The organism is Pseudomonas crudilactis, from assembly GCF_013433315.1.
Taxonomy (GTDB): domain Bacteria; phylum Pseudomonadota; class Gammaproteobacteria; order Pseudomonadales; family Pseudomonadaceae; genus Aquipseudomonas; species Aquipseudomonas crudilactis.
This window is the reverse complement of the sequence record NZ_WXVV01000003.1, coordinates 116835-137444: the sequence shown is the minus strand read 5'-3', so window position 1 is coordinate 137444 and position 20610 is coordinate 116835. Positions and strand designations below refer to the sequence as shown.

The following is a 20610-nucleotide window of genomic DNA, read 5'->3' as shown; positions in this document are numbered from 1 at the left end:
CGATGAACACACAACCTCTGCGCGTCGGCATCGGCGGCCCGGTCGGTTCCGGCAAAACCGCGTTGACCCTGGCTCTGTGCCTGGCCTTGCGCGAGCGCTACAACCTTGCCGTGGTCACCAACGACATCTACACCCGCGAAGACGCCGATTTTCTGGTGCGCAACGAAGCCCTCGCACCGGAGCGGATCATCGGTGTGGAAACCGGTGGCTGCCCGCACACGGCGATCCGTGAAGACGCCTCGATCAACCTGGAAGCGGTCGATCAACTGAACCGGCGTTTTCCGGGGCTCGATCTGATTCTGGTGGAATCCGGCGGCGACAACCTGTCGGCGACCTTCAGCCCGGAACTGTCCGATCTGACCATCTATGTGATCGACGTCTCGGCCGGCGACAAGCTGCCGCGCAAGGGCGGGCCGGGGATCTGCAAATCCGACCTGCTGGTGATCAACAAGATCGACCTGGCGCCGCTGGTTGGCGCCTCGCTGGAGATGATGGACAGCGACACAAAACGCATGCGCAACGGCAAGCCGTTCGTCTTCAGCAACCAGAAAACCGGTCAGGGCCTTGAGCAAATCATCGCCTTCATCGAACGCCAGGGCCTGCTGACCGCAGCCTGATTCACTGATCAACAAGGAAGCTTATCCATGACACTCAAACGTATTCTTGGCGCCGTGGCGCTGTTGCTGACCCCGGCATTGGCCTTCGCACACCCGGGGCATGGCGACAGTGGTTTGATCGCCGGTATCAGCCACCCGATCGGTGGCCTCGACCATTTGTTGGCGATGATTGCTGTTGGGTTGTGGGCAGCGCAGCAGCAAGGCGCTGCGCGTTGGGCGCTGCCCTGCACGTTTGTCGGCACCATGTTGATTGGCGGCCTGCTCGGGTTTGAAGGGCTGGAACTGCCGGCGCTGGAAAGCGGGATTGCCGCGTCGGTGCTGGCGTTGGGTCTGGCGGTAGCGCTGGCGGTGCGTCCACCGTTGGTCATGGCGGTGGTGGCGACGGCGGTGTTTGCGTTGTTCCACGGTGTGGCGCATGGCTTGGAGCTGCCGGACATGAGCAGTCCATGGGCGTATGCGGCGGGTTTCGTGGCTGCGACAGCAGCGCTGCATGCAGCGGGTTATGGCGTGGTGCGTTTTCTGCCTCAGGCGGCTGCACCGTTGGTGCGCTTGGCCGGAGCGGCTTCGGCAGTGACTGGGGCCTGGTTGCTGGCCGGCTGATCTTTTAGCGCCTGCACTGGCCTCTTCGCGAGCAGGCTCGCTCCCACAGGTTTTGTGTACGCTGCAAATCCACTGTGGGAGCGAGCCTGCTCGCGAAGGCGGTCTGACAGACACCACATCGCTCAGGCCGGTCTCTCTGCTACCATGTCGCGCAATCGCCCCAGCCCGTGACGACGTCCGCCCATGCCCCACGCTTCCCGCTCCACCTCCCTGCCTGAATTGACCGCCCTGTTCGGCGACGTGCAACAGCACTTCGTCAACGTGATCGTGCCGCTATGGCAAGGCCCGGGCTGGAATGCCGACATGGCATTGCCCTACGAGGCGCTGGACGCCGCGCATCAGCCGCTGCCACCGCAGCGCTATCGGGCGATGGCCTGCGCGCGGCAGCTGTATCTGTTTTCAAGCCTGATCGGGGTTGTGGATAACGCTGAGGTTCGTGCCGCGGCGCTGTTCCGCTCCTTGCAACAGCACTTTCATGACGCCGAGCATGGTGGCTGGTTCTACAGCATCGATGCGCAGGGCAAGCCGCTGGATCAGCGCAAGGATCTCTACACCCACGCCTTTATCCTGTTTGCCTGCGCGCATTACTGGGCAAAGTCCCGCGACCCGCTGGTCGAGTCGACGTTGAATGCAGCACTGGAAATCATCGGCCGACGCTTTGCCACCGGCGATGGCTTGTACGAAGCCTGTCTGGAACGCGACTGGATGACCCTGCAAACCGGGCCACTACAGAACCCGTTGATGCACCTGGCCGAAGCTTTCCTCGCTACGCTTGCCGTTCGTGAAGATGCCCAGACGCAGAAGGCATTGCTGGAGTTATGCACAGCCATGCACAAGCAGTTCGTCGATCCGCAATATGGTGTGTTGATGGAAAAGCCGCTTGGCGCTGTGGATAACTGGTATGAGCCGGGGCACCAGTTCGAATGGTATTTCCTGCTGGAGTCGTCGCCGTTGCTGCGTGGTTCGAAACTGCACGCAGCGCTCGGCCGGGCGTTTGCCTTCACCGAGCAATACGGTGTGGTGCAGCCATCCGGTGCGGTGCGGGCGATGCTTGATCTGGAAACGGATGGACGCCCGCGAGACTCGACTCAGCGGATCTGGGCTCAGGCGGAATATCTGCGCGCGCTGACGTTGCGTCAGGGCAGTGAGGCGGTGGTGCTGCGCCAGTTGCAGGCGTTGCAGCAGCGATTCCTGCATGCCGGTGGCTGGCATGAGTGCCGGGATGAGTTGGGCGAGGTTAGCCGTAAGGACATGCCTTCAACTACGCCGTATCACTTGGCGACTTGCTATAGCGGCATTGCTGAATATCTCCGCTGACTTATAGATCGCTTTCGCGAGCAGGCTCGCTCCCACAGTTGATTTTGTGCTGCTCACAAATAGTGTGTTCAGCGCAATTCAATGTGGGAGCGAGCCTGCTCGTGAATGGCCGTTATGCGGTCGCTAGGCGATCCACTTCTTGTCGCCGGTAAAGCTGATGGTCAGCCAGCGCGCCGCATCCGGCTTGCCCAGCTTCGCCGAAATCTCTTCGCGCAGCGCATCCAGCTGGCCGACATTGCTCAGCGCATAATCCGCCGGCAATACCACATGAATCTCGATAAACCGAGCCCGCCCGTGCTTCTGCACGTACGACACGTAATCGTCGAAACCATGCTCGGTTTTCGCCGCGTCCATCACTTGGCGCACCTGATCATCCAGCGTGTCCGGGGCAATCCCGAGCACATCGCGTAAGGCCGGGCCAAGGATCTTGAACGCCGGTGGCAACATGGTCAGCGCCAGCACGATCAGGATCAACGGGTCGACATACACCGCCCACTGGCCATAGCCCTGAGACTTGAGCAGCAGCGCCGCGAGAAAACTGATCAGCAGGCCCACGGACAGCATCGCGTCCACCAGCCAGCTGATATTGTCGAACTGGATCAGGCTGGATTTGAGCTTGCGATTACGCTGCCGTACGTAGAAGAAGTAGGCGAATTCGACGACGGTAAACACCGCGGCATAAATGATCACCAGCCCCAACTCGATGTCGCGGCCACCGTTGATGATGCCGAACACGCCGTTGAGGAACGCGTAGATCGCGATCAACATCAGGAAGCTGCCTTCGATCAGCAGCACCATCGGCTCCAGATGCCAGAAACCGAACTGGAAACGGTGATTGCTTTGCTTGGCGATCAGCTTGGCGGTGATCAGCATCAGAACTTTGATGAACGTTGCGATCAGCGAGAAAAAACCATCAAACAGGATGGATTGCGAACCTGAAACAAAACCGGTGACGATCCCGGCAATCGCCACGGCAAACATCAGAATGGTCGATTGTTTGAGCAGTGCCTGCTCACCTCGGTTACTCACTTTGACTCCTCGAAAACCTTGAAAACCGCAGGGTGCGGTGGGGTTGTTGCGAGGGGAGTTTACCTTATCGCCCTGTTTTGGCCGTTTTGGCCTCTTCGCGAGCAGGCTCGCTCCCACTTTGAAATGCATTCCAATGTGGGAGCGAGCCTGCTCGCGAATGGCTTCAGCGCGGTCTTAAACCTTGTTCCGCTCGATCGCAAAACCCGCCCAGGTCTGGCTCACCGGCATCAATTCCAGGCTGTTGATGTTGATGTGCGCCGGCGCATTCATCACCCAGAAAATCGTCTCGGCGATGTCCTGCGGCTGGATCGGCTCGGCACCGGCGTAGGTCGCGTTGTAACGCTCCTGATCACCGGCGAAGCGCACCAGCGAGAACTCGCTTTCGCACAGACCCGGCTCGATGTTGCTGACGCGCACGCCGGTGCCCTGCAAGTCGCAGCGCAGGTTCAGCGAAAACTGTTTAACGAACGCCTTGGTCGCGCCATACACATGGCTGCCCGGATACGGATAATTACCGGCGATGGAGCCCAGGTTGACGATACCGGCGCCACGGCCATGGGAGATCAGGCGTGGCAGCAGCAAGCGCGTGGCGTACATCAGGCCTTTGACGTTGGTGTCGACCATGGTGTCCCAATCGTCCAGATCGCACTTCGGCGCCGGGTCCACGCCCAGCGCCAGGCCAGCGTTGTTGATCAGGCCACGCAGTTTGGCGAACGATGGCGGCAAGTTGGCAATCGCCTCCTCCATCGCCTTGCGATCACGCACATCGAGGACCAGACCGTGCACTTCGGTTTGCTTCGACAATTCGGCGCACAGGGCGCTCAGGCGTTCCTCACGACGGCCGGTCAGCACCAGTTTCCAGCCTGCCTCGGCAAAACGGCGGGCACAGGCTTCACCAAATCCGGACGTCGCGCCGGTGATAAACAGGGTGTTGGACATCGTGTTCTCCTTGCTTCGGCCGCCGGGGCAGCCCTTGGAATAGAAAATCAGCAGGCAGCATGCCCGCCCGCGCATTCACGGGCAACACCCACAAGCTGTACAAGAAACAACCAACCGCACCAACGCCATAGCCACCGTGGCCTGTAGCCATGTGCACGCATGTTATCCACAGTCCCTTCCACAGTTTCCGGGGGCAAGTACAAACGCGCAAAGCCGCGCCACACAAGGCTTTGCGGGCGAAATAGAAAGTTTTTTGCTTGACCCTGAAGTGGCAGGTGTGCCGAACATGGCATTTTGCACGACTGACGCGTCAACGCAGCGATTGCGCGAGGCCAGTAATTACGGCCCTCAGCGCAGTCTTTCCAGAGTTTAATCACAGACTTATCCACAGGCTTGATCCCATCGAATTGCCTAAGAGACGATGCCCAGAAAAGGGTTGACAACGACGCCTTCAGCTTCCGTAAAAACGCTTGATCAAAAAACAACCACACACTTGAAGGCCACGTTTTACAAGGCCTGCAGCCAGATACACCCACGTTATTCACAGCCAGCTCCACAGTAACCGGGGACAAGTCAAAACTGTGGAAAAACAGCCATTTGCAGCGTCTATATGTCGCGCTTTGGCAGCTTCGGGAATTTGTTTTCCACAATTCTGGGATCTGGCGCAGAACAACTGTAGGAGTGAGCCTGCTCGCGATAGCGGTGTATCAGTCATCGGTAATGGCGAATGGGAAACCGCGATCGCGAGCTGGCTCACTCCTACAGGGGTTTGCGGTGGATTCAAGAGATAAAAAAACCCCGACATTTGCGTGTCGGGGTTTGTGGACAACTTGTGATTAATCAGTGCCCGCCCAGATAGGCGTTACGCACCTCCTCGTTCACCAACAGCTCTTTACCTGTACCGGTAAGGCGAATCTCTCCGTTGACCATCACATACGCGCGGTCCGACAGCTTCAGCGCATGGTTGGCGTTCTGCTCGACCAGAAAAATGGTCATGCCGGTTTTCGCCAATTCGCGCAGGGTCGCAAAGATCTGCTTCACCACAATCGGCGCCAACCCGAGGCTCGGCTCATCTAGCAGCAACAACTTCGGACGGCTCATCAACGCCCGGGCAATGGCGAGCATCTGCTGCTCACCACCGGACATGGTCATCGCTCGCTGGGTACGCCGCTCTTCAAGCCGTGGGAACAGCGTAAACATGCGCTGCATGTCCTCTTTGGCGTACTTGTCGCCAATCGGGATGGTGCCCATCAGCAGGTTTTCCTCGACGGTCATGTCGGGGAACACCCGCCGCCCTTCCGGCGACTGCGCAATGCCGTTGGAGGCGATGTAGTGCGAAGACTTGTGGGTAATGTCGACGCCTTGATAGAGAATCTGCCCGCTCGCCGCCCGTGGCTGACCGAAGATCGACATCAGCAACGTCGATTTACCGGCACCGTTGGAGCCGATCAGGCTGACGGTTTCCCCTTCGTTGATCTGCAGCGAAACACCTTTGAGTGCCTGGATCGGGCCATAGAACACGTCGAGGTCTTTGAGTTCGAGGATCGGTTGCGTCATACCAGCTCCTCTTCGTCGGCGCCCAGGTAGGCGGCAATCACTTTCGGGTCGTTGCGAATGGCTTCAGGTCCGCCTTCGGCAATGACGATGCCGTGGTCCAGCACCACGATGTGGTCGGAAATACTCATAACCATGCCCATGTCGTGTTCGATCAGTACCACGGTCAGATCGTGCTCGTCGCGCAGCAGCCGGATCATCGCGCTCAGCGCTTCGGTTTCCTGAGGGTTGAGGCCGGCGGCCGGTTCGTCGAGGCAGATGATCTGCGGCCGCGTGCACATGGCTCGGGCAATCTCCAGACGGCGTTGCTGACCGTACGAGAGCTCACCGGCGAGACGGTTGGCGCAGTCGACCAGATCGACCACTTCCAGCCAATAGAACGCGCAGTCCAGCGCATCGCTTTCGGCCTTGCGATAGCCCTTGGTATTGAGGATGCCGGCAAGCATGTTGCGGTTGACCCACATGTGCTGGGCCACCAGCAGGTTTTCCAGCACCGACATCTCTTTGAACAGGCGAATGTTCTGGAAGGTACGGGCCAGACCTGCACGGTTTACCAGGTGCGTACCGCCGAACATCTTGTAGTACATGCGGCTGAGGAAAGATTTCGGCGAGACAAAATCCGTCGGTTTGAACGACTCGCCCAGCAACTGGATGACGTTGGTCTGCTGGCCGCGCACGTTGAGTTCGATCTTGCCGCCGGAGGCTTTGTAGAACCCGGTCAGGCAGTTGAACACCGTGGTCTTGCCGGCGCCGTTGGGGCCGATCAGGGCGAAGATCGAGTTGCGTTTGACCTTCAGGCTGACATCACTCAGCGCCTTGATGCCACCGAAATGCATCATCAGTTTTTCGACAGAGAGTACGACTTCACTCATGGCGCAGTCCTCTCATAGTGAATGGCACCTTTGCGTGGAGTGACCCCGGTACGGCTGATACGAATCAGCCCGCGTGGTCGCCAGATCATCATCAATACCATCAGGATGCCGAACAGCAGCACGCGATATTCGGCGAAGCCGCGCAGCAATTCCGGAGCGACGGTGAGTACGAATGCCGCAATCACCACGCCGATGGTCGAGCCCATCCCGCCGAGCACAACGATGGCGAGGATCAGTGCCGATTCGAAGAAGGTGAACGAGGTCGGGTTGACGAAGCCTTGGTAGGTCGCGAAAAACACCCCGGCGAGACCTGCGGTCGACGCACCGATGGTGAACGCCGAGAGCTTGACCAGCACGTGGTTGAGCCCCATCGAACGGCAAGCGATTTCATCTTCACGCAGAGCTTCCCAAGCGCGGCCGACCGGCATTTTCACCAGACGATGCTTGATGTACAGCACGGCCAGTACCACCAGGAACAACACCGCGTAGATGAAGTAGTACTTCACGTCCGGGTTGTAGGCGATACCGAAGAACTCATGAAACGGCACCCCGCCATCCTTCGCCCGCTTGCCGAACTCCAGACCGAAGAACGTCGGCAGCGGCGCCGGCATGCCGTTCGGGCCACCAGTCAGCGACAACCAGTTGTTGAGGATCAGGCGAATGATTTCACCGAAGCCCAGGGTCACGATCGCCAGGTAATCGCCATGCAGACGCAACACCGGGAAACCGAGGATGCACCCGGCCAGCCCGGCAGTGATCGCCGCCAGCGGGAGTACGGTCCAGAAACCCAGACCGAGGTATTGATAACCCAGCGCCAGACCGTAGGCACCAATGGCGTAGAACGCCACGTAACCGAGGTCGAGCAGACCGGCCAGACCGACCACGATGTTCAGCCCCAGCCCCAGCAGCACGTAGATCAACCCGAGGATGACCACGCCCAGCAGATAGGAGTTGGAGACAAACGGCACGATGATCGCCAGCACAATCAGCAGCGGGATGATCCAGCGCAGCGAGGATTTGTGATCGGCAGGCAACACATGCACACCGGAACCGGTGCTCTCGAATCCGTCGAGAATTTTCAGGCCCTTGGGCGTTTGCAGGAACAGGCTGAGGGCAAAGCGGCCAATCATGACAATGCCGATGATCCAGGCCACGCGGGTCGGTTCGAGGTTGAAGCTGTAACCCTCGAGCACAACGCCGACAATCGGTCCGAAAACGATCAGGGCAATCAGGCCGGCAAGAATCGCCTCAACCAGGCTTTTTTTGATATCGATGGATTTTTGAGTGGTTGAAGACATCGCTTACACCTTCGACACAAGAGGACGGCCCAACAGGCCCTGCGGCCGGAAGACCAGAACAAGTACGAGCAGCGAGAAGCTGAACACGTCTTTGTAGTCGGAGTTGACCAGACCGGAGAACAGCGACTCGGAAATGCCGAGGATGATCCCGCCGAGCATTGCCCCAGGCAATGAACCGATTCCGCCGAGTACCGCTGCGGTAAACGCCTTGATGCCGATAATGAAGCCGGCATAGAAGTCGAAGGTGCCGTAGTTCATGGTGATCAACACGCCGGCCAGCGCCGCCATGGCTGCACCGATGATGAACACATAGGAAATGACCCGATCGGTATTGATACCAAGGATCGAAGCCATCTTGCGGTCTTGCTGGGTCGCACGGCACATGCGTCCGAGCTTGGTGTACTTGATGACGTAGGTCAGCAGGCCCATGCCGACGAATGCGGCCACCAGAATGAAGACTTTGGTGTAGGTCAGTTGCACGAAACCGGTACCGATGTCGACACGCCACGCCCCGCTCAGCAGGGTTGGCACGCCCTGTTGTTTGGCGCCTTGAGCGATCTGTGCGTAGTTTTGCAGAATCAGGGAGATACCGATGGCGCTGATCAACGGAGCCAGTCGGGTGGAGTTGCGCAGGGGTTTGTAAGCGACTCGCTCGATGACCCAGCCATACACCGCCGTGATCACGATGGTGAAAATCAGGGTGCCGAGCATCAGCAGCGGGAAGGATTCAATACCGAAGTACGCCAGCAGAGCGAGACTGATTGCCGCCAGGTAAGCGGAAATCATGTAAACCTCGCCGTGGGCGAAGTTGATCATGCCGATGATGCCGTAGACCATTGTGTAGCCGATGGCGATCAGGCCATAGACCGACCCGAGGGTCAGGCCGTTGACCAGTTGCTGCAGGAAAATACCATCCATAACGCAATCTCACGCAGTGAGAACCTGCACACCCGAGGTGTGCGGTTCTTCTAGGAAAAATACAGATTTACGTCGGAGCAATGTCAGAGCGCGTCCAGAAAAACCAACCGGCCCTTGTGGGAGCGAGCTTGCTCGCGAAAGCGGTGTATCAGCTACCGTTTATGGCGACTGACACCCCGTATTCGCGAGCAAGCTCGCTCCCACAGGGGATCGTGGGTTAACTGATCGCGTCAGCCCTTACTTCTGTTTTTCCAACTGGTGATATTTGCCGTCCTTGTCCCACTGGTAAACCACGTAGTCGGAGACTTTCAGGTCGCCCTTGGAGTCCCAGGTTTTTTCACCCATGACGGTTTTCACCGGATTTTTCTTCAGCCAGGCTGCAGCCTCTTCGCCCTTGTTGGACTTGGCGCCGTTGAATGCGGCAGCCAGGGTCTGCACCGAAGCGTAGGCGTACAGGGTGTAGCCCTCAGGCTCGGTACCGGCCTTGCGGAAAGCGTCTACCACGGTCTTGCTGTCTGGCAGCAGGCGTGGGTCGGCGCCAAAGGTCATCAGCACGCCGTCGACGAATTGCGGGCCACCGGCGGTGGTCACCAGTTCGTCAGTCACGATGCCGTCATCGGACATGAACTTGACGTCTTTCAGGCCTTGTTCACGCAGTTGGCGAACCAGCGGGCCGGCCTCCGGGTGCAGACCGCCGAAGTAGACGACGTCGGCGCCAGCGCCACGGATCTTGGTGACGATGGTGCTGAAGTCTTTTTCGCCACGGGTCAGGCCTTCGTACAACACGGGCGTCACGCCGCGCTTGACCAGTTGTGCCTTGGTGGCATCCGCCAGGCCTTGGCCGTAGGTGTCCTTGTCGTGCAGCACGACGACTTTCTTGCCCTTGAGCACATCAACGATGTAGTCGCCGGCCACAATGCCTTGCTGGTCGTCACGCCCGCACATACGGAACATGGCGCTGAGGCCACGCTCGGTGACTTGTGGGTTGGTCGAACCCGGGGTGATCGCGATGATCCCGGCTTCGTCGTAGATTTCCGAGGCGGGAATGGTCGAAGAGGAGCAGAAGTGCCCGACCACACCAGCGACTTTCTGGTTGGTGAGGTCCTTGGCGACCGTCACGGCCTGCTTCGGCTCGCAGGCGTCATCGCCTTTAACCAGAACGATTTTCTCCCCGTTGACGCCGCCCGCCGCGTTGACCGCGTCAGCCGCCGCCTGTGCACCCTTCATGTACTGCTCGCCAAATGCCGCGTTGGCGCCCGTCATTGGACCCGCTACACCGATTTTCACATCAGCTTGAGCAAACGCAGAAACACCCAACGCAGTAGCCACTGCGAGGGCCAGAAAGCCTTTCTTGTAAAACGTCTGGGACATGAGGTGGTGCTCCAAGGTTTTTTTTAGTTGGCACTGCGACTTCACTTCAATGAATGCTCTGAGCAAGGGCCGTGCCATCGGTTTTTTATTCTTCAAAAAGTCGCTGCTTTCTTGTTATTTCGACTGTTTCGTTCCCATTTTCATTGGGCGTGCAACCGTCTAAACCGCGGAAGGTGAAACCATTTATTTTTTCAGGCGCAACCCACACGCGCCATCATTGCAACCGCGGCGCCAAACGACGTGCAACCAGCCTGTAACAGCCCGCGTCACCGAACTGCACACTGTTGGTGCGGGACTGCTACAACCCGCACCATTACAGGCTAGTCGCTGCATCGAAAAGCGCCGCTTCCGGCAACATATTTCAACACTCAAATCACGATGCGCAGGCACTGGCCCGCGTGATACAGCGAGAATCCGGCCTCATACAAACAACTGCGCAAGCCCACGCCGGCCAGGGGCTGCATCGGTGCGAAGGGAATCGGCAGGGCTTGCGGGTCGCCGTTGCACAGATAGTCGGCGAAGGCTTTGCCGACCACGGTGCCAGTGGTGACGCCGCGACCGTTGTAACCGGTGACGGCCACCAGTCCCGGCGCCGGCTCGAACAGGCGCATGAGGTGATCAGGCGTGAACGCGATGCGCCCGGTCCAGGTGCATTCCCACTCGACGGGTTTCAGATTGGGGAAGTAATGCTGCTGCACGCGGTCGGCCCAGGCCTTGAGAAACCAGGTCGGTTTCTGATTGCCATTGCCGAGGCTGCCGAGCAACAAGCGCCCTTCCTTGTCACGGCGGATGCTGCTCAAGACTTGACGGGTATCCCACGAGCCCTGCCCGCCCGGGAGGATTTCCTGCGCGGCATCTTCGCTCAGCGGCACCGAGGCGACCTGATAGTAATAACCGGGGAAGAAGTTGCGCTTGAGTTCGGTCCAGTCGCCTTCGGTGTAGGCATTGGAGGCGATGACCACTTGCTCGGCCAGCACTGAACCGTGCTCGGTCTGCACTGACCAGTTCGAGCCCTGACGCTCAAGGCGAGTGACCGGGGAATGATCGAACATTTGCCCGCCGAGACCTTTCACCGCGTTGGCCAGCCCGGTGACATACGCCATCGGGTTGAGCGTGCCGGCGCGACGATCGAGCAAAGCCGCGGCGATCTTCTGCGTACCGGTGGCTTGCTCGCACGCCTTGCCGGTGAGCAGTTCGACCGGCGCACCTCGGCGTTTCCATTGCTGTTCACGACTGCGCAGATCCGCCTCGCCCTTGGCGTTGTGCGCCATGTGCAACGTGCCTTCGCGGCGTAACTGGCAATCGATGTTGTACTTGTCCACAAGGCTGAACACCAGTGCAGGTGCGGCCCCGAGCATGCGATTGAGCTGACTGCCGACCGCTTCGCCGAAACCGGCTTCGATCTCGTCCGGCGGGATCCACATGCCGGCGTTGACCAGCCCGACGTTGCGTCCGGAACCACCGTGACCGGCGCGATGAGCTTCCAGCACGCAGACGCTTTTGCCTTTTTCCAACAGATGCAGCGCCGCCGACAACCCGGTAAACCCGGCGCCGATCACGCAGACATCGACTTTGACTTCGCCTTTGAGCGCGGTGTTATCCGGCCTTTGCGGCGTGAGCTTTTCCCACAGGCATTCTTCGCGTAACGGCATTGCCAGACTCCAACAGAAACCTAACAAACACTGCATACCCTGTGGGAGCGAGCCTGCTCCGGGCGGCGTTCCGACGAAAGCGGTATATCAGCCAACATCTATGTCGACTGACCCACCGTATTCGCGAGCAGGCTCGCTCCCACAAGGAGGGATCTCCACCAATCAGTCGAAGGTGATGCCCTGCGCCAGCGGCAACTCCAGCGAATAATTCACGGTGTTGGTCTGACGGCGCATGTACGCGCGCCATGCGTCCGAGCCGGACTCACGACCACCACCGGTCTCTTTCTCACCACCAAACGCGCCACCAATTTCCGCACCGCTCGGGCCGATGTTGACGTTGGCGATGCCGCAATCACTGCCGACCGCCGACATGAACTGCTCGGCCTCGCGCACATCGGTGGTGAAGATGCACGACGACAAGCCTTGCGGCACGGCATTGTTCAGGCGCAGTGCTTCCTGGAAATCGCTGTAGCCAACCACGTACAGAATCGGCGCGAAGGTTTCGCTGCAGACCACGTCGCTCTGCTCAGGCATTTCAACGATGGCCGGCGAAACGTAATAGGCATTGGGGAATTGGTCTTCCAGTTGACGCTTGCCGCCGAACACCCGACCACCCTCGCTCAACGCCTGCTCCAGTGCGTCCTGCATGTTTTCGAAGCTGTGTTTGTCGATCAACGGGCCAACCAGATTGCCTTCCAGCGGGTTGCCGATGCGCACTTTCGAGTAAGCAGCCTTGAGGCGGGTGACGATTTCTTCTTTCACAGACTCGTGGGCAATCAGTCGACGCAGAGTGGTGCAACGCTGACCGGCCGTGCCGACGGCGCTGAACAGAATCGCGCGCACCGCCATGTCGAGATCGGCGCTTGGGCCGAGGATCATCGCGTTGTTACCGCCCAGTTCGAGAATGCTGCGGGCGAAACGCGCAGCGACTTTCGGCGCCACTTCGCGGCCCATGCGTGTGCTGCCAGTGGCGCTGATCAGTGCGACACGCGGGTCATCAACCAGCGCTTCGCCAGCATCGCGACCACCGATGATCACCTGGCACAGGTTCGCCGGCGCATCGGTGAAGTTCTTCACCACGCGGTCGAACAGCGCCTGACAGGCCAACGCGGTCAGCGGAGTTTTCTCCGACGGTTTCCACACCACCGGGTTGCCGCAGACCAGCGCCAGCGTGGTATTCCACGCCCACACCGCCACCGGGAAGTTGAACGCACTGATCACGCCAACCACGCCCAGCGGATGCCAGGTTTCACGCATGTGGTGGCCCGGACGTTCGGAGGCGATGGTCAAACCGTAGAGTTGGCGAGACAGACCGACAGCGAAGTCGCAGATGTCGATCATCTCCTGCACTTCACCCAGACCTTCCTGAGTGATCTTGCCGGCCTCCCACGACACCAATTCACCGAGATCGGCCTTGTATTCACGCAATACCTCACCAAATTGACGCACCAGTTCGCCACGACGCGGAGCCGGTACTTTGCGCCATAGCTCGAATGCATGATCTGCGCGACTGATGTGCTGCTCGACTTCGGCCGGGCCTTCCCAGTTGACCGCAGCGATACGGCTGCCGTCGATCGGCGAATGCACCGGCACTTTGCCGTTCTGATAAAGGGCCGGGTTCACACCTAGACGATCAAGCAATGCGGCAACCATGGGTCACTCCTCAAGCAAAAAACTGAATGTGTGCGGGCGCTTTTTCGCGACCGGGCAGGCCTTTAGTTGTAGCGTCACAATGGCAAGGCAACAAACGACCTTTACGCGAGATATCATTCCGTTTATTCATGCTGGGCATAGAAAGACAAGAAAAGGATCAGCCATGCTGAACAAACGCCACTTGCCGTCGATTACCGCCCTGCAGTGTTTCGAGGCCGTGACCCGGCACTTGAGCTTCACCCGCGCCGCCGAGGAACTGAACCTTACCCAAAGTGCGGTGAGCAAACAGGTCGCGCAGCTGGAAGAACTGTTGCAGCACTTGTTGTTCCGCCGCGTGCGTCGGCGCTTGCAGATGACCCCGGCCGGGGATTTGTACCTGGTTGAAGTACGAAAAATCCTCTCGCAGGTGGAGATGTCGACGCATTACCTGCGTTCCTACGGCGGTGAGACTGAAGTCCTGCGCGTGTCTACGCCATCGACCTTCGGCGCGCGCTGGCTGGTCCCGCGCCTGAAAGGCTGGCGTCTGCGCCATCCGTCGATCCATCTGGATCTGTGCAATGAGCAGGAAGCGGATGATCTGCTGCAAGGGCGCAGTGATCTGGCCTTCTATTTCGGTCAGGGCTCACGGCCCGGCACTGAATGCCTGAAGCTGTTCGGCGAAGAGCTGGTGCCGGTCTGCGCGCCGGGCAGCCTGCCGGACACGCCGTTCACTGATCCGACGCAACTCACCGATCTGGTGCTGTTGCAAAATGCCTCGCGCCCGCAGGCGTGGCACGACTGGTTCGACAGTCAGGGTTACCAGACCGAGCACAGCTATCACGGGCCGCGTTTCGAAACCTTTTATATGTGCATTCGTGCCGCGCAGGTCGGCTGTGGTGTGGCGCTGTTGCCGCGATTTCTGGTGGAAGAGGAATTGGCCGACGGCAAACTGGTCATTCCTTTTGAGCATGCCATGCCCAGCACTGATGCCTATTACCTGGCGTACCCGGAGCACGCGGCGGAAGTGCCAAAGGTGCGGGATTTTGTGAAATGGATGCTGGAGCAGATCGACAGCCCAGCATGAGCTGCCTTGACTCCCTGTGGGAGCGAGCTTGCTCGCGAAGAGGCCGACACATTCAATCAATGTCGGCAGAAATGACGCCTTCGCGAGCAAGCTCGCTCCCACAAGGTTCTGCGGTGATCTAAAAAACTGCTGGCAATCTTCGTCCCTGATATGCGCCACTAGCGCCATTGTTTGAGACCGCGCACAGGCGCGGCGCACCTGGAGACCCCGTTATGAGCGAGAGTGTGTTTGCCGATCGCATCGTGCAGAACCTGCTCGACACCGACTTCTACAAACTGACGATGATGCAGGCGGTGCTGCACAACTACCCCAACGTTGAAGTCGAATGGGAGTTCCGTTGCCGTAACAGCGAGGATCTGCGCCCGTATCTGGCCGAGATCCGTTTTCAGATCGAACGTCTGGCCGAGCTGAGCCTGAGCGCCGATCAACTGAGTTTTCTTGAGCGCATCAGCTTCCTCAAGCCGGATTTCCTGCGCTTTCTCGGCCTGTTCCGCTTCAACCTGCGCTATCTGCACACCGGTATCGAGAACGGCGAGCTGTTCATCCGCCTGCGCGGGCCGTGGCTGCATGTGATTCTCTACGAAGTGCCATTGCTGGCGATCGTCAGCGAAGTGCGCAACCGCTATCGCTACCGCGAAACAGTGCTGGAACAGGCGCGCGAACAGCTCTATCGCAAGTTCGACTGGCTGACCGCCAACGCTTCGGCCGACGAGTTATCGCAACTGCAGGTCGCCGATTTCGGTACCCGCCGCCGCTTTTCGTACGGCGTGCAGGCAGAAGTGGTGAACGTGCTCAAGCACGACTTCCCCGGACGTTTCGTCGGCACCAGTAACGTGCACCTGTCGCGCGAACTCGATATGAAACCTCTAGGCACCATGGCCCACGAATGGATCATGGCCCACCAGCAACTCGGCCCGCGCCTGATCGACAGCCAGATCGCCGCGCTCGATTGCTGGGTTCGCGAATACCGTGGCCTGCTCGGGATCGCGCTCACCGATTGCATCACCACCGATGCATTCCTCGGTGACTTCGACCTGTTCTTCGCCAAGCTGTTTGACGGCCTGCGCCATGACTCCGGCGATCCTGTGGCTTGGGGCGAAAAATGCATTGCGCATTACCACAAGCTCGGCATCGACCCGATGAGCAAGACCCTGGTGTTTTCCGACAGCCTGACCCTGCCCAAATCGCTGGAGATCTTCCGCGCGCTGCACGGCAGGATCAACGTCAGCTTCGGCATCGGTACCAACCTCACCTGTGACATTCCGGGTGTCGAACCGATGAGTATCGTGCTTAAAATGACCGCCTGCAACGGCCAACCGGTGGCGAAGATCTCCGACGAGCCAGGCAAGACACATTGTAAAGACCCGAATTTTGTCGCCTATTTGCGACACGTTTTCCAGGTTCCTGCCGATCCCCGTCTATCTAGCAAGGAGTAAATTCATGCAAGCCGTACAGCGTGAGATTGCTGAACAGCTCAAGGTGCAACCGCCGTTCGCCGACTACCCGGCCCTGCAGGCCGAAGTCGCCCGGCGCATTACCTTTATTCAGGATTGCCTGGTCAATTCCGGGCTCAAGACGCTCGTGCTGGGCATCAGCGGCGGTGTCGACTCGTTGACCGCCGGCCTGCTCGCCCAGCGGGCGATGCGCGAGTTGCGTGACCAGACCGGCGACAACGGCTACAAATTCATCGCCGTGCGCCTGCCTTACGAAACCCAGTTTGACGAACACGACGCCCAGGCCTCGGTGGATTTCATTGCTCCGGACGAGCGCCACACGGTCAACATCGGCCCGGCCGTGAAGTCGCTTGCCAGCGAAGTGGCAGCGTTTGAAGGCAAGCACGCGGTGTCGGTGGATTTCGTCCTTGGCAACACCAAGGCGCGGATGCGCATGGTCGCCCAGTACACCATCGCTGGCGCGGCGCACGGTCTGGTGATCGGCACCGATCACGCGGCGGAAGCGGTGATGGGTTTCTTCACCAAGTTCGGTGACGGCGCTTGCGATCTGGCACCGCTCAGCGGTCTGGTGAAAAATCAGGTCCGGGCGATTGCGCGCAGCTTTGGCGCGCCGGAGTCGCTGGTCGAGAAAGTGCCGACGGCGGACCTTGAAGATCTGTCGCCGGGGAAACCGGACGAAGCCTCCCACGGTGTGACCTATGCCGAAATCGACGCCTTCCTGCATGGCGAGCCCGTGCGCCAGGAAGCGTTCGACATCATCGTTGCGACCTACAACAAGACCCATCACAAACGGGTCATGCCGTTCGCGCCTTGACTTGCAACGCGCATCAGGTCTTCCAGCCTGGTGCGCGTGTGACACAGACTAATGCTATTGCGGGAGGATACGGATAACCCATGATTTGGACTCACGGCCCGTCGAGGACTTCGCGATGAAACGGTATTCGCGCCGCTCCAGATGAGGAATATCGACCTGCCAGTGATTGTCCTTGTCGGCCTGGAACGGGAACAGATCCTGTGGAGGGGTGACGGATCCGTCAACGATATAACCGTGCTCTCCCCGCTCGGCTCGACCGATCAGCTTCAAAGTAGTGAACGGGGTCTCACCGGGATTTCCAATAGGAACCAGATCATCGCCTCTGACTGATTGTATAAAGAGCGTAGTTTTTTCTCGGACCTGGATTTTCCAAGCGTTGGAGGACTGCCCGGAATCTGCCGTTTTGGCATAGAACACATAGTCTTTGATCGCTGACAATGAAACGCTGGCGGCCCAGTTCCCTTTATCGAGAATCGTTGCTTCAGTCAGGTAATCATCACCGTCATAAATTTTCAGCCCCAAGGCGTTTTCTGGTGCTCTGCCACGAAGTTGAAGTTGCATTTCACCCGTGTCACCACCGTCAGCGATTTCGCCCTGACTGTCTCTCACGCTATCGATCGTCAACAACAATGCCGGTTTCACAGTAATACGCCACGCAGCGGACTGCTGCTCACCGTCCGGCGTTTTTACCAAGAACTCATGATCCTTCTCCGCAAACACGTGAGAGGGCTTCTCCCAGCGCCCTTCCCGAACTTCGAGACCTTTGCAAACAAGCTCTTCACCATCGTAAAGATCTACTTCTCCCGCTCCACGGGAATACCAGCCAAACAAGCTCAACTCGGGGTCATACGTACTGCCACCGTTTTCAATGGGCCGCAGCGAGTCCCTGACCTGATCTATTCCCAGATCGACTTTCGGATTGACGGTGAAACTCCATCTATCCGAAGGAACCGCCGAATCAGCGGCCTTGGCGTGAATTACATGACTTGTGGGGCTCAAATTCAGTAGTTGCGCAATCCAGGTACCCGATTGCGATGCAATCACGTGCACCCCATAGAGTCCCCCGAAAACCGCTCCGACATAAACGGACGTAAAGGGGGACGCACGTCCATTGACAGTTATTTGTGTGTCGTAGGTAGTACCACCGTTTCGAATCTCTCCTTTGGAGTCTCTGACCCCGTCAATCAACACGGGACTTGGGGGGATTACCTTGACCCTCCACTCCTCCGAGGGCAGCTCATCCCCACCGGTTGCCGTGAGAATAAGCACCTTTACTTCGTAATTGAAAATTTCCTTTTTCCAGTTTCCTGCACCGTCCACGGAGCTCGTTTCAAGCTGTCGCCCCTCGTCCTTGATCACGACTTGATCGAAAGGCTTACCTGTACCGCTTAAGATCAGTGTCGAGTCAGTGGTTTCAGCCCCTTGCTCCAGGAACCGTCCGTTCGTGTCTTCAATCCTGACAATTGCTGTCTGAGCTTTCTGGTTTTGCATGAGAAGTTCCTTTTTCGCAAACAAGTGAACCCTCATTCAGCATCCGATCGATAAAGCCGTCTACTGTCAGAAATTACAGGTCAAGGCTCCTTTCTGACCAACGGTTGCGGTGAGGCCTATGCAAAAAAAAACGCCGCTGCGGTCATCCCGCAGCGGCGTTTTTTATCAAGTAATCCAGGGAAAGATTACTTGACGGTAATGGTGCCTTTCATCATCGAGATGTGGCCTGGGAACGAGCAGAAGAAGCCGTAGCCGCCATCGGCAATCTTGGCCACGTCAAAGGTCACCGAATCGGTTTCCTTGGCGCCGATGATCTTGGTGTGAGCGATGATGCGTGCGTCACCTTCCGGCAGGTAGTTCTTGTCGATACCGGCGCCCAGGCCAGCGGTAGCGATCGGCTGCATGTCAGCTTCTTTGCTGATCACCAGGTTATGACCCATGACGTTCTTCGGCAGGTTGCCGGAGTGGGTGAGTTCGACGGTGAAGGTCTTGCAGCTCTTGTCGATCACGATTTCCTTGGTGTTGAAGGACATCTGATCGGTGGAGTCAACGGTGGTTTTGCACTCGGCAGCCATCAATTGGCTGCTGGCCAGCGCCAGCAGGGATACCGCAACAACTTTGGAAAACATGGTGAATCTCCAAGGCAGGGTTAACAAAAACACGAATGGTGGAAAGACTGCCTGAAATCTTCGCAAGTTCCTATGACTTGAGTCAAAAATTGTATACAACTTTCAGGCTATGACACTCATCGAGACAATCTAACGGCCAGATTCACCGGCCGGCCCTATGATCGGCGCATCTACTGAGACGGAGTGCCTGTCATGTTCTTTAACGGTCTGTTGTGCAGTTTGCTCGCCGCCTACGCCTGTGGTGCCAGCGGCACCTTTGAATCGCCGGAACGCGAAGTTTAGCCCTTGGATCGAGGCGTGCCAGCCATTACCCTGTGTCGAATTGACCCAGGAGGAAGGCATGTCTCTGAAATCCGTTTGTGTATTTTGCGGTGCCAACGCCGGCACTGTTCCGGCTTACACCGCAGCTGCAGTCGCTCTTGGCCAGGCATTGGCCGAACGTAAGCTGACTCTGGTCTATGGCGGCGGAGCCGTGGGTTTGATGGGCATCGTTGCTGATGCGGCACTGGCTGCCGGTGGCGAAGTGATCGGCATCATTCCGCAGAGCCTGATGGACAAGGAAATCGGCCACAAAAGCCTGACGCGCCTGGAAGTGGTCGACGGCATGCACGCGCGCAAGGCACGCATGGCTGAGCTGAGTGATGCGTTTATCGCTCTGCCCGGTGGTCTCGGTACGCTGGAAGAGCTGTTCGAAGTCTGGACCTGGGGCCAGCTCGGCTACCACGGCAAACCGTTGGGTCTGCTCGAAGTGAACGGTTTCTACAGCAAACTCACTGCATTTCTTGACCATATCGTCGGCGAAGGCTTCGTTCGCGCGCCACACCGTGACATGCTGCAAGTGAGCGAATCGCCGCAAACACTGCTCGATGCCCTGGATAACTGGAAGCCGACCGTCACGCCAAAATGGGTCGAGCAAAAACCCGGTTAACCGCAAGGCACCGATACAGGGCAGAATATGCGCCGCTCAACCTCACCTTCGACCCAAGAGGATCGCCCATGGCCAAACCCAATTACTCCTTCGCCAAACGTCAACGAGACCTGGCAAAGGAACAGAAGAAAGAGGAAAAGCTTCAGCGCAAGAAACAAACCGCTGAAGAAGCAGCACTGAACCCTGAGGGTGAAGTGGCAACGGAAGATGATGTTGATGCAACCGAAGCAACTGAAACACCGAAAGATCAGGCGCCCGACGCCTGAACCCCACCGGGTTTGATCATCGAATCAGACCCTGCGGATTTGTGACGGGGCTGGCAGTTTCACTGCCGGCCCTCACAGCCCTTCCAGAAACACCCCAATTCCCCCTGTAGGAGTGAGCCTGCTCGCGATAGCGGTGTGTCAGCAG

At 58.5% G+C, this 20610-nt stretch carries 19 protein-coding genes; 8 read left to right on the top strand and 11 right to left on the bottom strand.

From position 1 onward, the window contains the following. Positions 1-2: 2 nt before the first annotated feature. The 3 genes from ureG (at position 3) to GTU76_RS05055 (ending at position 2534) form a co-directional block, all read left to right on the top strand. A complete protein-coding gene (ureG, locus tag GTU76_RS05065; protein WP_007915910.1) occupies positions 3-617 on the top strand; it encodes an urease accessory protein UreG in 615 nt (204 codons plus the stop codon). Positions 618-644: 27 nt separating this feature from the next. Beyond that, a complete protein-coding gene (locus GTU76_RS05060; protein ID WP_180698182.1) occupies positions 645-1217 on the top strand; it encodes a HupE/UreJ family protein in 573 nt (190 codons plus the stop codon). Positions 1218-1400: 183 nt separating this feature from the next. Next, a complete protein-coding gene (locus tag GTU76_RS05055; protein WP_180698181.1) occupies positions 1401-2534 on the top strand; it encodes an AGE family epimerase/isomerase in 1134 nt (377 codons plus the stop codon). A 123-nt stretch (positions 2535-2657) separates the two neighbouring features. Here GTU76_RS05055 and GTU76_RS05050 read toward each other — a convergent pair whose 3' ends face one another. From GTU76_RS05050 to amaB, 9 genes are all read right to left on the bottom strand, one after another. Then, positions 2658-3563: a cation diffusion facilitator family transporter gene (locus GTU76_RS05050; protein ID WP_180698180.1), complete on the bottom strand. Its 906-nt coding sequence runs from the start codon at positions 3561-3563 to the stop codon at positions 2658-2660. Positions 3564-3737: 174 nt separating this feature from the next. After that, positions 3738-4502 carry an SDR family oxidoreductase gene (locus GTU76_RS05045; RefSeq protein ID WP_180698179.1) on the bottom strand — a complete coding sequence of 255 codons (765 nt, stop codon included), beginning with the start codon at positions 4500-4502 and terminating at the stop codon, positions 3738-3740. An 840-nt stretch (positions 4503-5342) separates the two neighbouring features. Then, positions 5343-6059 (bottom strand): ABC transporter ATP-binding protein, encoded by a 717-nt coding sequence (locus tag GTU76_RS05040; protein ID WP_016985386.1) that lies wholly within the window; start codon positions 6057-6059, stop codon positions 5343-5345. Beyond that, positions 6056-6928, bottom strand: coding sequence for an ABC transporter ATP-binding protein (locus tag GTU76_RS05035; protein WP_016985385.1), 873 nt, complete (start codon positions 6926-6928; stop codon positions 6056-6058). The genes GTU76_RS05040 and GTU76_RS05035 overlap by 4 nt, the downstream gene beginning before the upstream one ends. After that, on the bottom strand, positions 6925-8226 hold the full coding sequence (livM, locus tag GTU76_RS05030) for a high-affinity branched-chain amino acid ABC transporter permease LivM (RefSeq protein ID WP_016985384.1): 1302 nt from the start codon (positions 8224-8226) through the stop codon (positions 6925-6927). The genes GTU76_RS05035 and livM overlap by 4 nt, the downstream gene beginning before the upstream one ends. Before the next feature lie 3 nt (positions 8227-8229). Then, positions 8230-9144 (bottom strand): ABC transporter permease subunit, encoded by a 915-nt coding sequence (locus GTU76_RS05025; RefSeq protein WP_016985383.1) that lies wholly within the window; start codon positions 9142-9144, stop codon positions 8230-8232. A gap of 237 nt (positions 9145-9381) precedes the next feature. Beyond that, the gene (locus GTU76_RS05020; protein WP_007915892.1) at positions 9382-10515 is read right to left on the bottom strand and encodes an ABC transporter substrate-binding protein; all 1134 of its coding nucleotides are present in this window, start codon (positions 10513-10515) and stop codon (positions 9382-9384) included. 368 nt (positions 10516-10883) lie between these two features. Beyond that, positions 10884-12167 (bottom strand): L-pipecolate oxidase, encoded by a 1284-nt coding sequence (amaA, locus tag GTU76_RS05015; RefSeq protein WP_016985382.1) that lies wholly within the window; start codon positions 12165-12167, stop codon positions 10884-10886. Positions 12168-12329: 162 nt separating this feature from the next. After that, on the bottom strand, positions 12330-13820 hold the full coding sequence (gene amaB, locus GTU76_RS05010; RefSeq protein ID WP_180698178.1) for an L-piperidine-6-carboxylate dehydrogenase: 1491 nt from the start codon (positions 13818-13820) through the stop codon (positions 12330-12332). 163 nt (positions 13821-13983) lie between these two features. Here amaB and GTU76_RS05005 point away from each other — a divergent pair, with 163 nt between their 5' ends. From GTU76_RS05005 to nadE, 3 genes are all read left to right on the top strand, one after another. Continuing rightward, entirely contained in the window at positions 13984-14883 is a 900-nt protein-coding gene (locus GTU76_RS05005) for a LysR family transcriptional regulator (RefSeq protein WP_180698177.1), read from the top strand. A 212-nt stretch (positions 14884-15095) separates the two neighbouring features. Beyond that, complete coding sequence (gene pncB, locus GTU76_RS05000; protein ID WP_016985379.1) at positions 15096-16319, top strand: nicotinate phosphoribosyltransferase; 1224 nt, start codon at positions 15096-15098, stop codon at positions 16317-16319. A gap of 4 nt (positions 16320-16323) precedes the next feature. Beyond that, complete coding sequence (nadE, locus tag GTU76_RS04995) at positions 16324-17151, top strand: ammonia-dependent NAD(+) synthetase (protein WP_016985378.1); 828 nt, start codon at positions 16324-16326, stop codon at positions 17149-17151. 54 nt (positions 17152-17205) lie between these two features. Here nadE and GTU76_RS04990 read toward each other — a convergent pair whose 3' ends face one another. Together GTU76_RS04990 and azu are read right to left on the bottom strand one after the other, a co-directional pair. Next, positions 17206-18642: a hypothetical protein gene (locus tag GTU76_RS04990; RefSeq protein WP_180698176.1), complete on the bottom strand. Its 1437-nt coding sequence runs from the start codon at positions 18640-18642 to the stop codon at positions 17206-17208. A 185-nt stretch (positions 18643-18827) separates the two neighbouring features. Next, complete coding sequence (azu, locus tag GTU76_RS04985) at positions 18828-19271, bottom strand: azurin (RefSeq protein ID WP_180698175.1); 444 nt, start codon at positions 19269-19271, stop codon at positions 18828-18830. 340 nt (positions 19272-19611) lie between these two features. Between azu and GTU76_RS04980 the strand changes: the two genes are divergently transcribed. Continuing rightward, positions 19612-20199, top strand: coding sequence for a cytokinin riboside 5'-monophosphate phosphoribohydrolase (locus GTU76_RS04980; protein WP_180698174.1), 588 nt, complete (start codon positions 19612-19614; stop codon positions 20197-20199). Positions 20200-20267: 68 nt separating this feature from the next. Continuing rightward, on the top strand, positions 20268-20465 hold the full coding sequence (locus tag GTU76_RS04975; protein WP_016985374.1) for a hypothetical protein: 198 nt from the start codon (positions 20268-20270) through the stop codon (positions 20463-20465). Positions 20466-20610 lie beyond the last annotated feature (145 nt).

What these genes read in the sequence shown, in the direction of transcription:
- GTU76_RS05035 (WP_016985385.1), bottom strand. Translation starts at nt 6,928, where the DNA reads ATGAGTGAAGTCGTACTCTCTGTCGAAAAACTGATGATGCATTTCGGT.
- GTU76_RS04990 (WP_180698176.1), bottom strand. Translation starts at nt 18,642, where the DNA reads ATGCAAAACCAGAAAGCTCAGACAGCAATTGTCAGGATTGAAGACACG.
- GTU76_RS04975 (WP_016985374.1), top strand. Translation starts at nt 20,268, where the DNA reads ATGGCCAAACCCAATTACTCCTTCGCCAAACGTCAACGAGACCTGGCA.
- GTU76_RS04980 (WP_180698174.1), top strand. Translation starts at nt 19,612, where the DNA reads ATGTCTCTGAAATCCGTTTGTGTATTTTGCGGTGCCAACGCCGGCACT.
- GTU76_RS05060 (WP_180698182.1), top strand. Translation starts at nt 645, where the DNA reads ATGACACTCAAACGTATTCTTGGCGCCGTGGCGCTGTTGCTGACCCCG.
- nadE (WP_016985378.1), top strand. Translation starts at nt 16,324, where the DNA reads ATGCAAGCCGTACAGCGTGAGATTGCTGAACAGCTCAAGGTGCAACCG.
- GTU76_RS05020 (WP_007915892.1), bottom strand. Translation starts at nt 10,515, where the DNA reads ATGTCCCAGACGTTTTACAAGAAAGGCTTTCTGGCCCTCGCAGTGGCT.
- ureG (WP_007915910.1), top strand. Translation starts at nt 3, where the DNA reads ATGAACACACAACCTCTGCGCGTCGGCATCGGCGGCCCGGTCGGTTCC.
- GTU76_RS05055 (WP_180698181.1), top strand. Translation starts at nt 1,401, where the DNA reads ATGCCCCACGCTTCCCGCTCCACCTCCCTGCCTGAATTGACCGCCCTG.
- pncB (WP_016985379.1), top strand. Translation starts at nt 15,096, where the DNA reads ATGAGCGAGAGTGTGTTTGCCGATCGCATCGTGCAGAACCTGCTCGAC.
- amaB (WP_180698178.1), bottom strand. Translation starts at nt 13,820, where the DNA reads ATGGTTGCCGCATTGCTTGATCGTCTAGGTGTGAACCCGGCCCTTTAT.
- GTU76_RS05005 (WP_180698177.1), top strand. Translation starts at nt 13,984, where the DNA reads ATGCTGAACAAACGCCACTTGCCGTCGATTACCGCCCTGCAGTGTTTC.
- livM (WP_016985384.1), bottom strand. Translation starts at nt 8,226, where the DNA reads ATGTCTTCAACCACTCAAAAATCCATCGATATCAAAAAAAGCCTGGTT.
- amaA (WP_016985382.1), bottom strand. Translation starts at nt 12,167, where the DNA reads ATGCCGTTACGCGAAGAATGCCTGTGGGAAAAGCTCACGCCGCAAAGG.
- GTU76_RS05040 (WP_016985386.1), bottom strand. Translation starts at nt 6,059, where the DNA reads ATGACGCAACCGATCCTCGAACTCAAAGACCTCGACGTGTTCTATGGC.
- GTU76_RS05045 (WP_180698179.1), bottom strand. Translation starts at nt 4,502, where the DNA reads ATGTCCAACACCCTGTTTATCACCGGCGCGACGTCCGGATTTGGTGAA.
- GTU76_RS05025 (WP_016985383.1), bottom strand. Translation starts at nt 9,144, where the DNA reads ATGGATGGTATTTTCCTGCAGCAACTGGTCAACGGCCTGACCCTCGGG.
- azu (WP_180698175.1), bottom strand. Translation starts at nt 19,271, where the DNA reads ATGTTTTCCAAAGTTGTTGCGGTATCCCTGCTGGCGCTGGCCAGCAGC.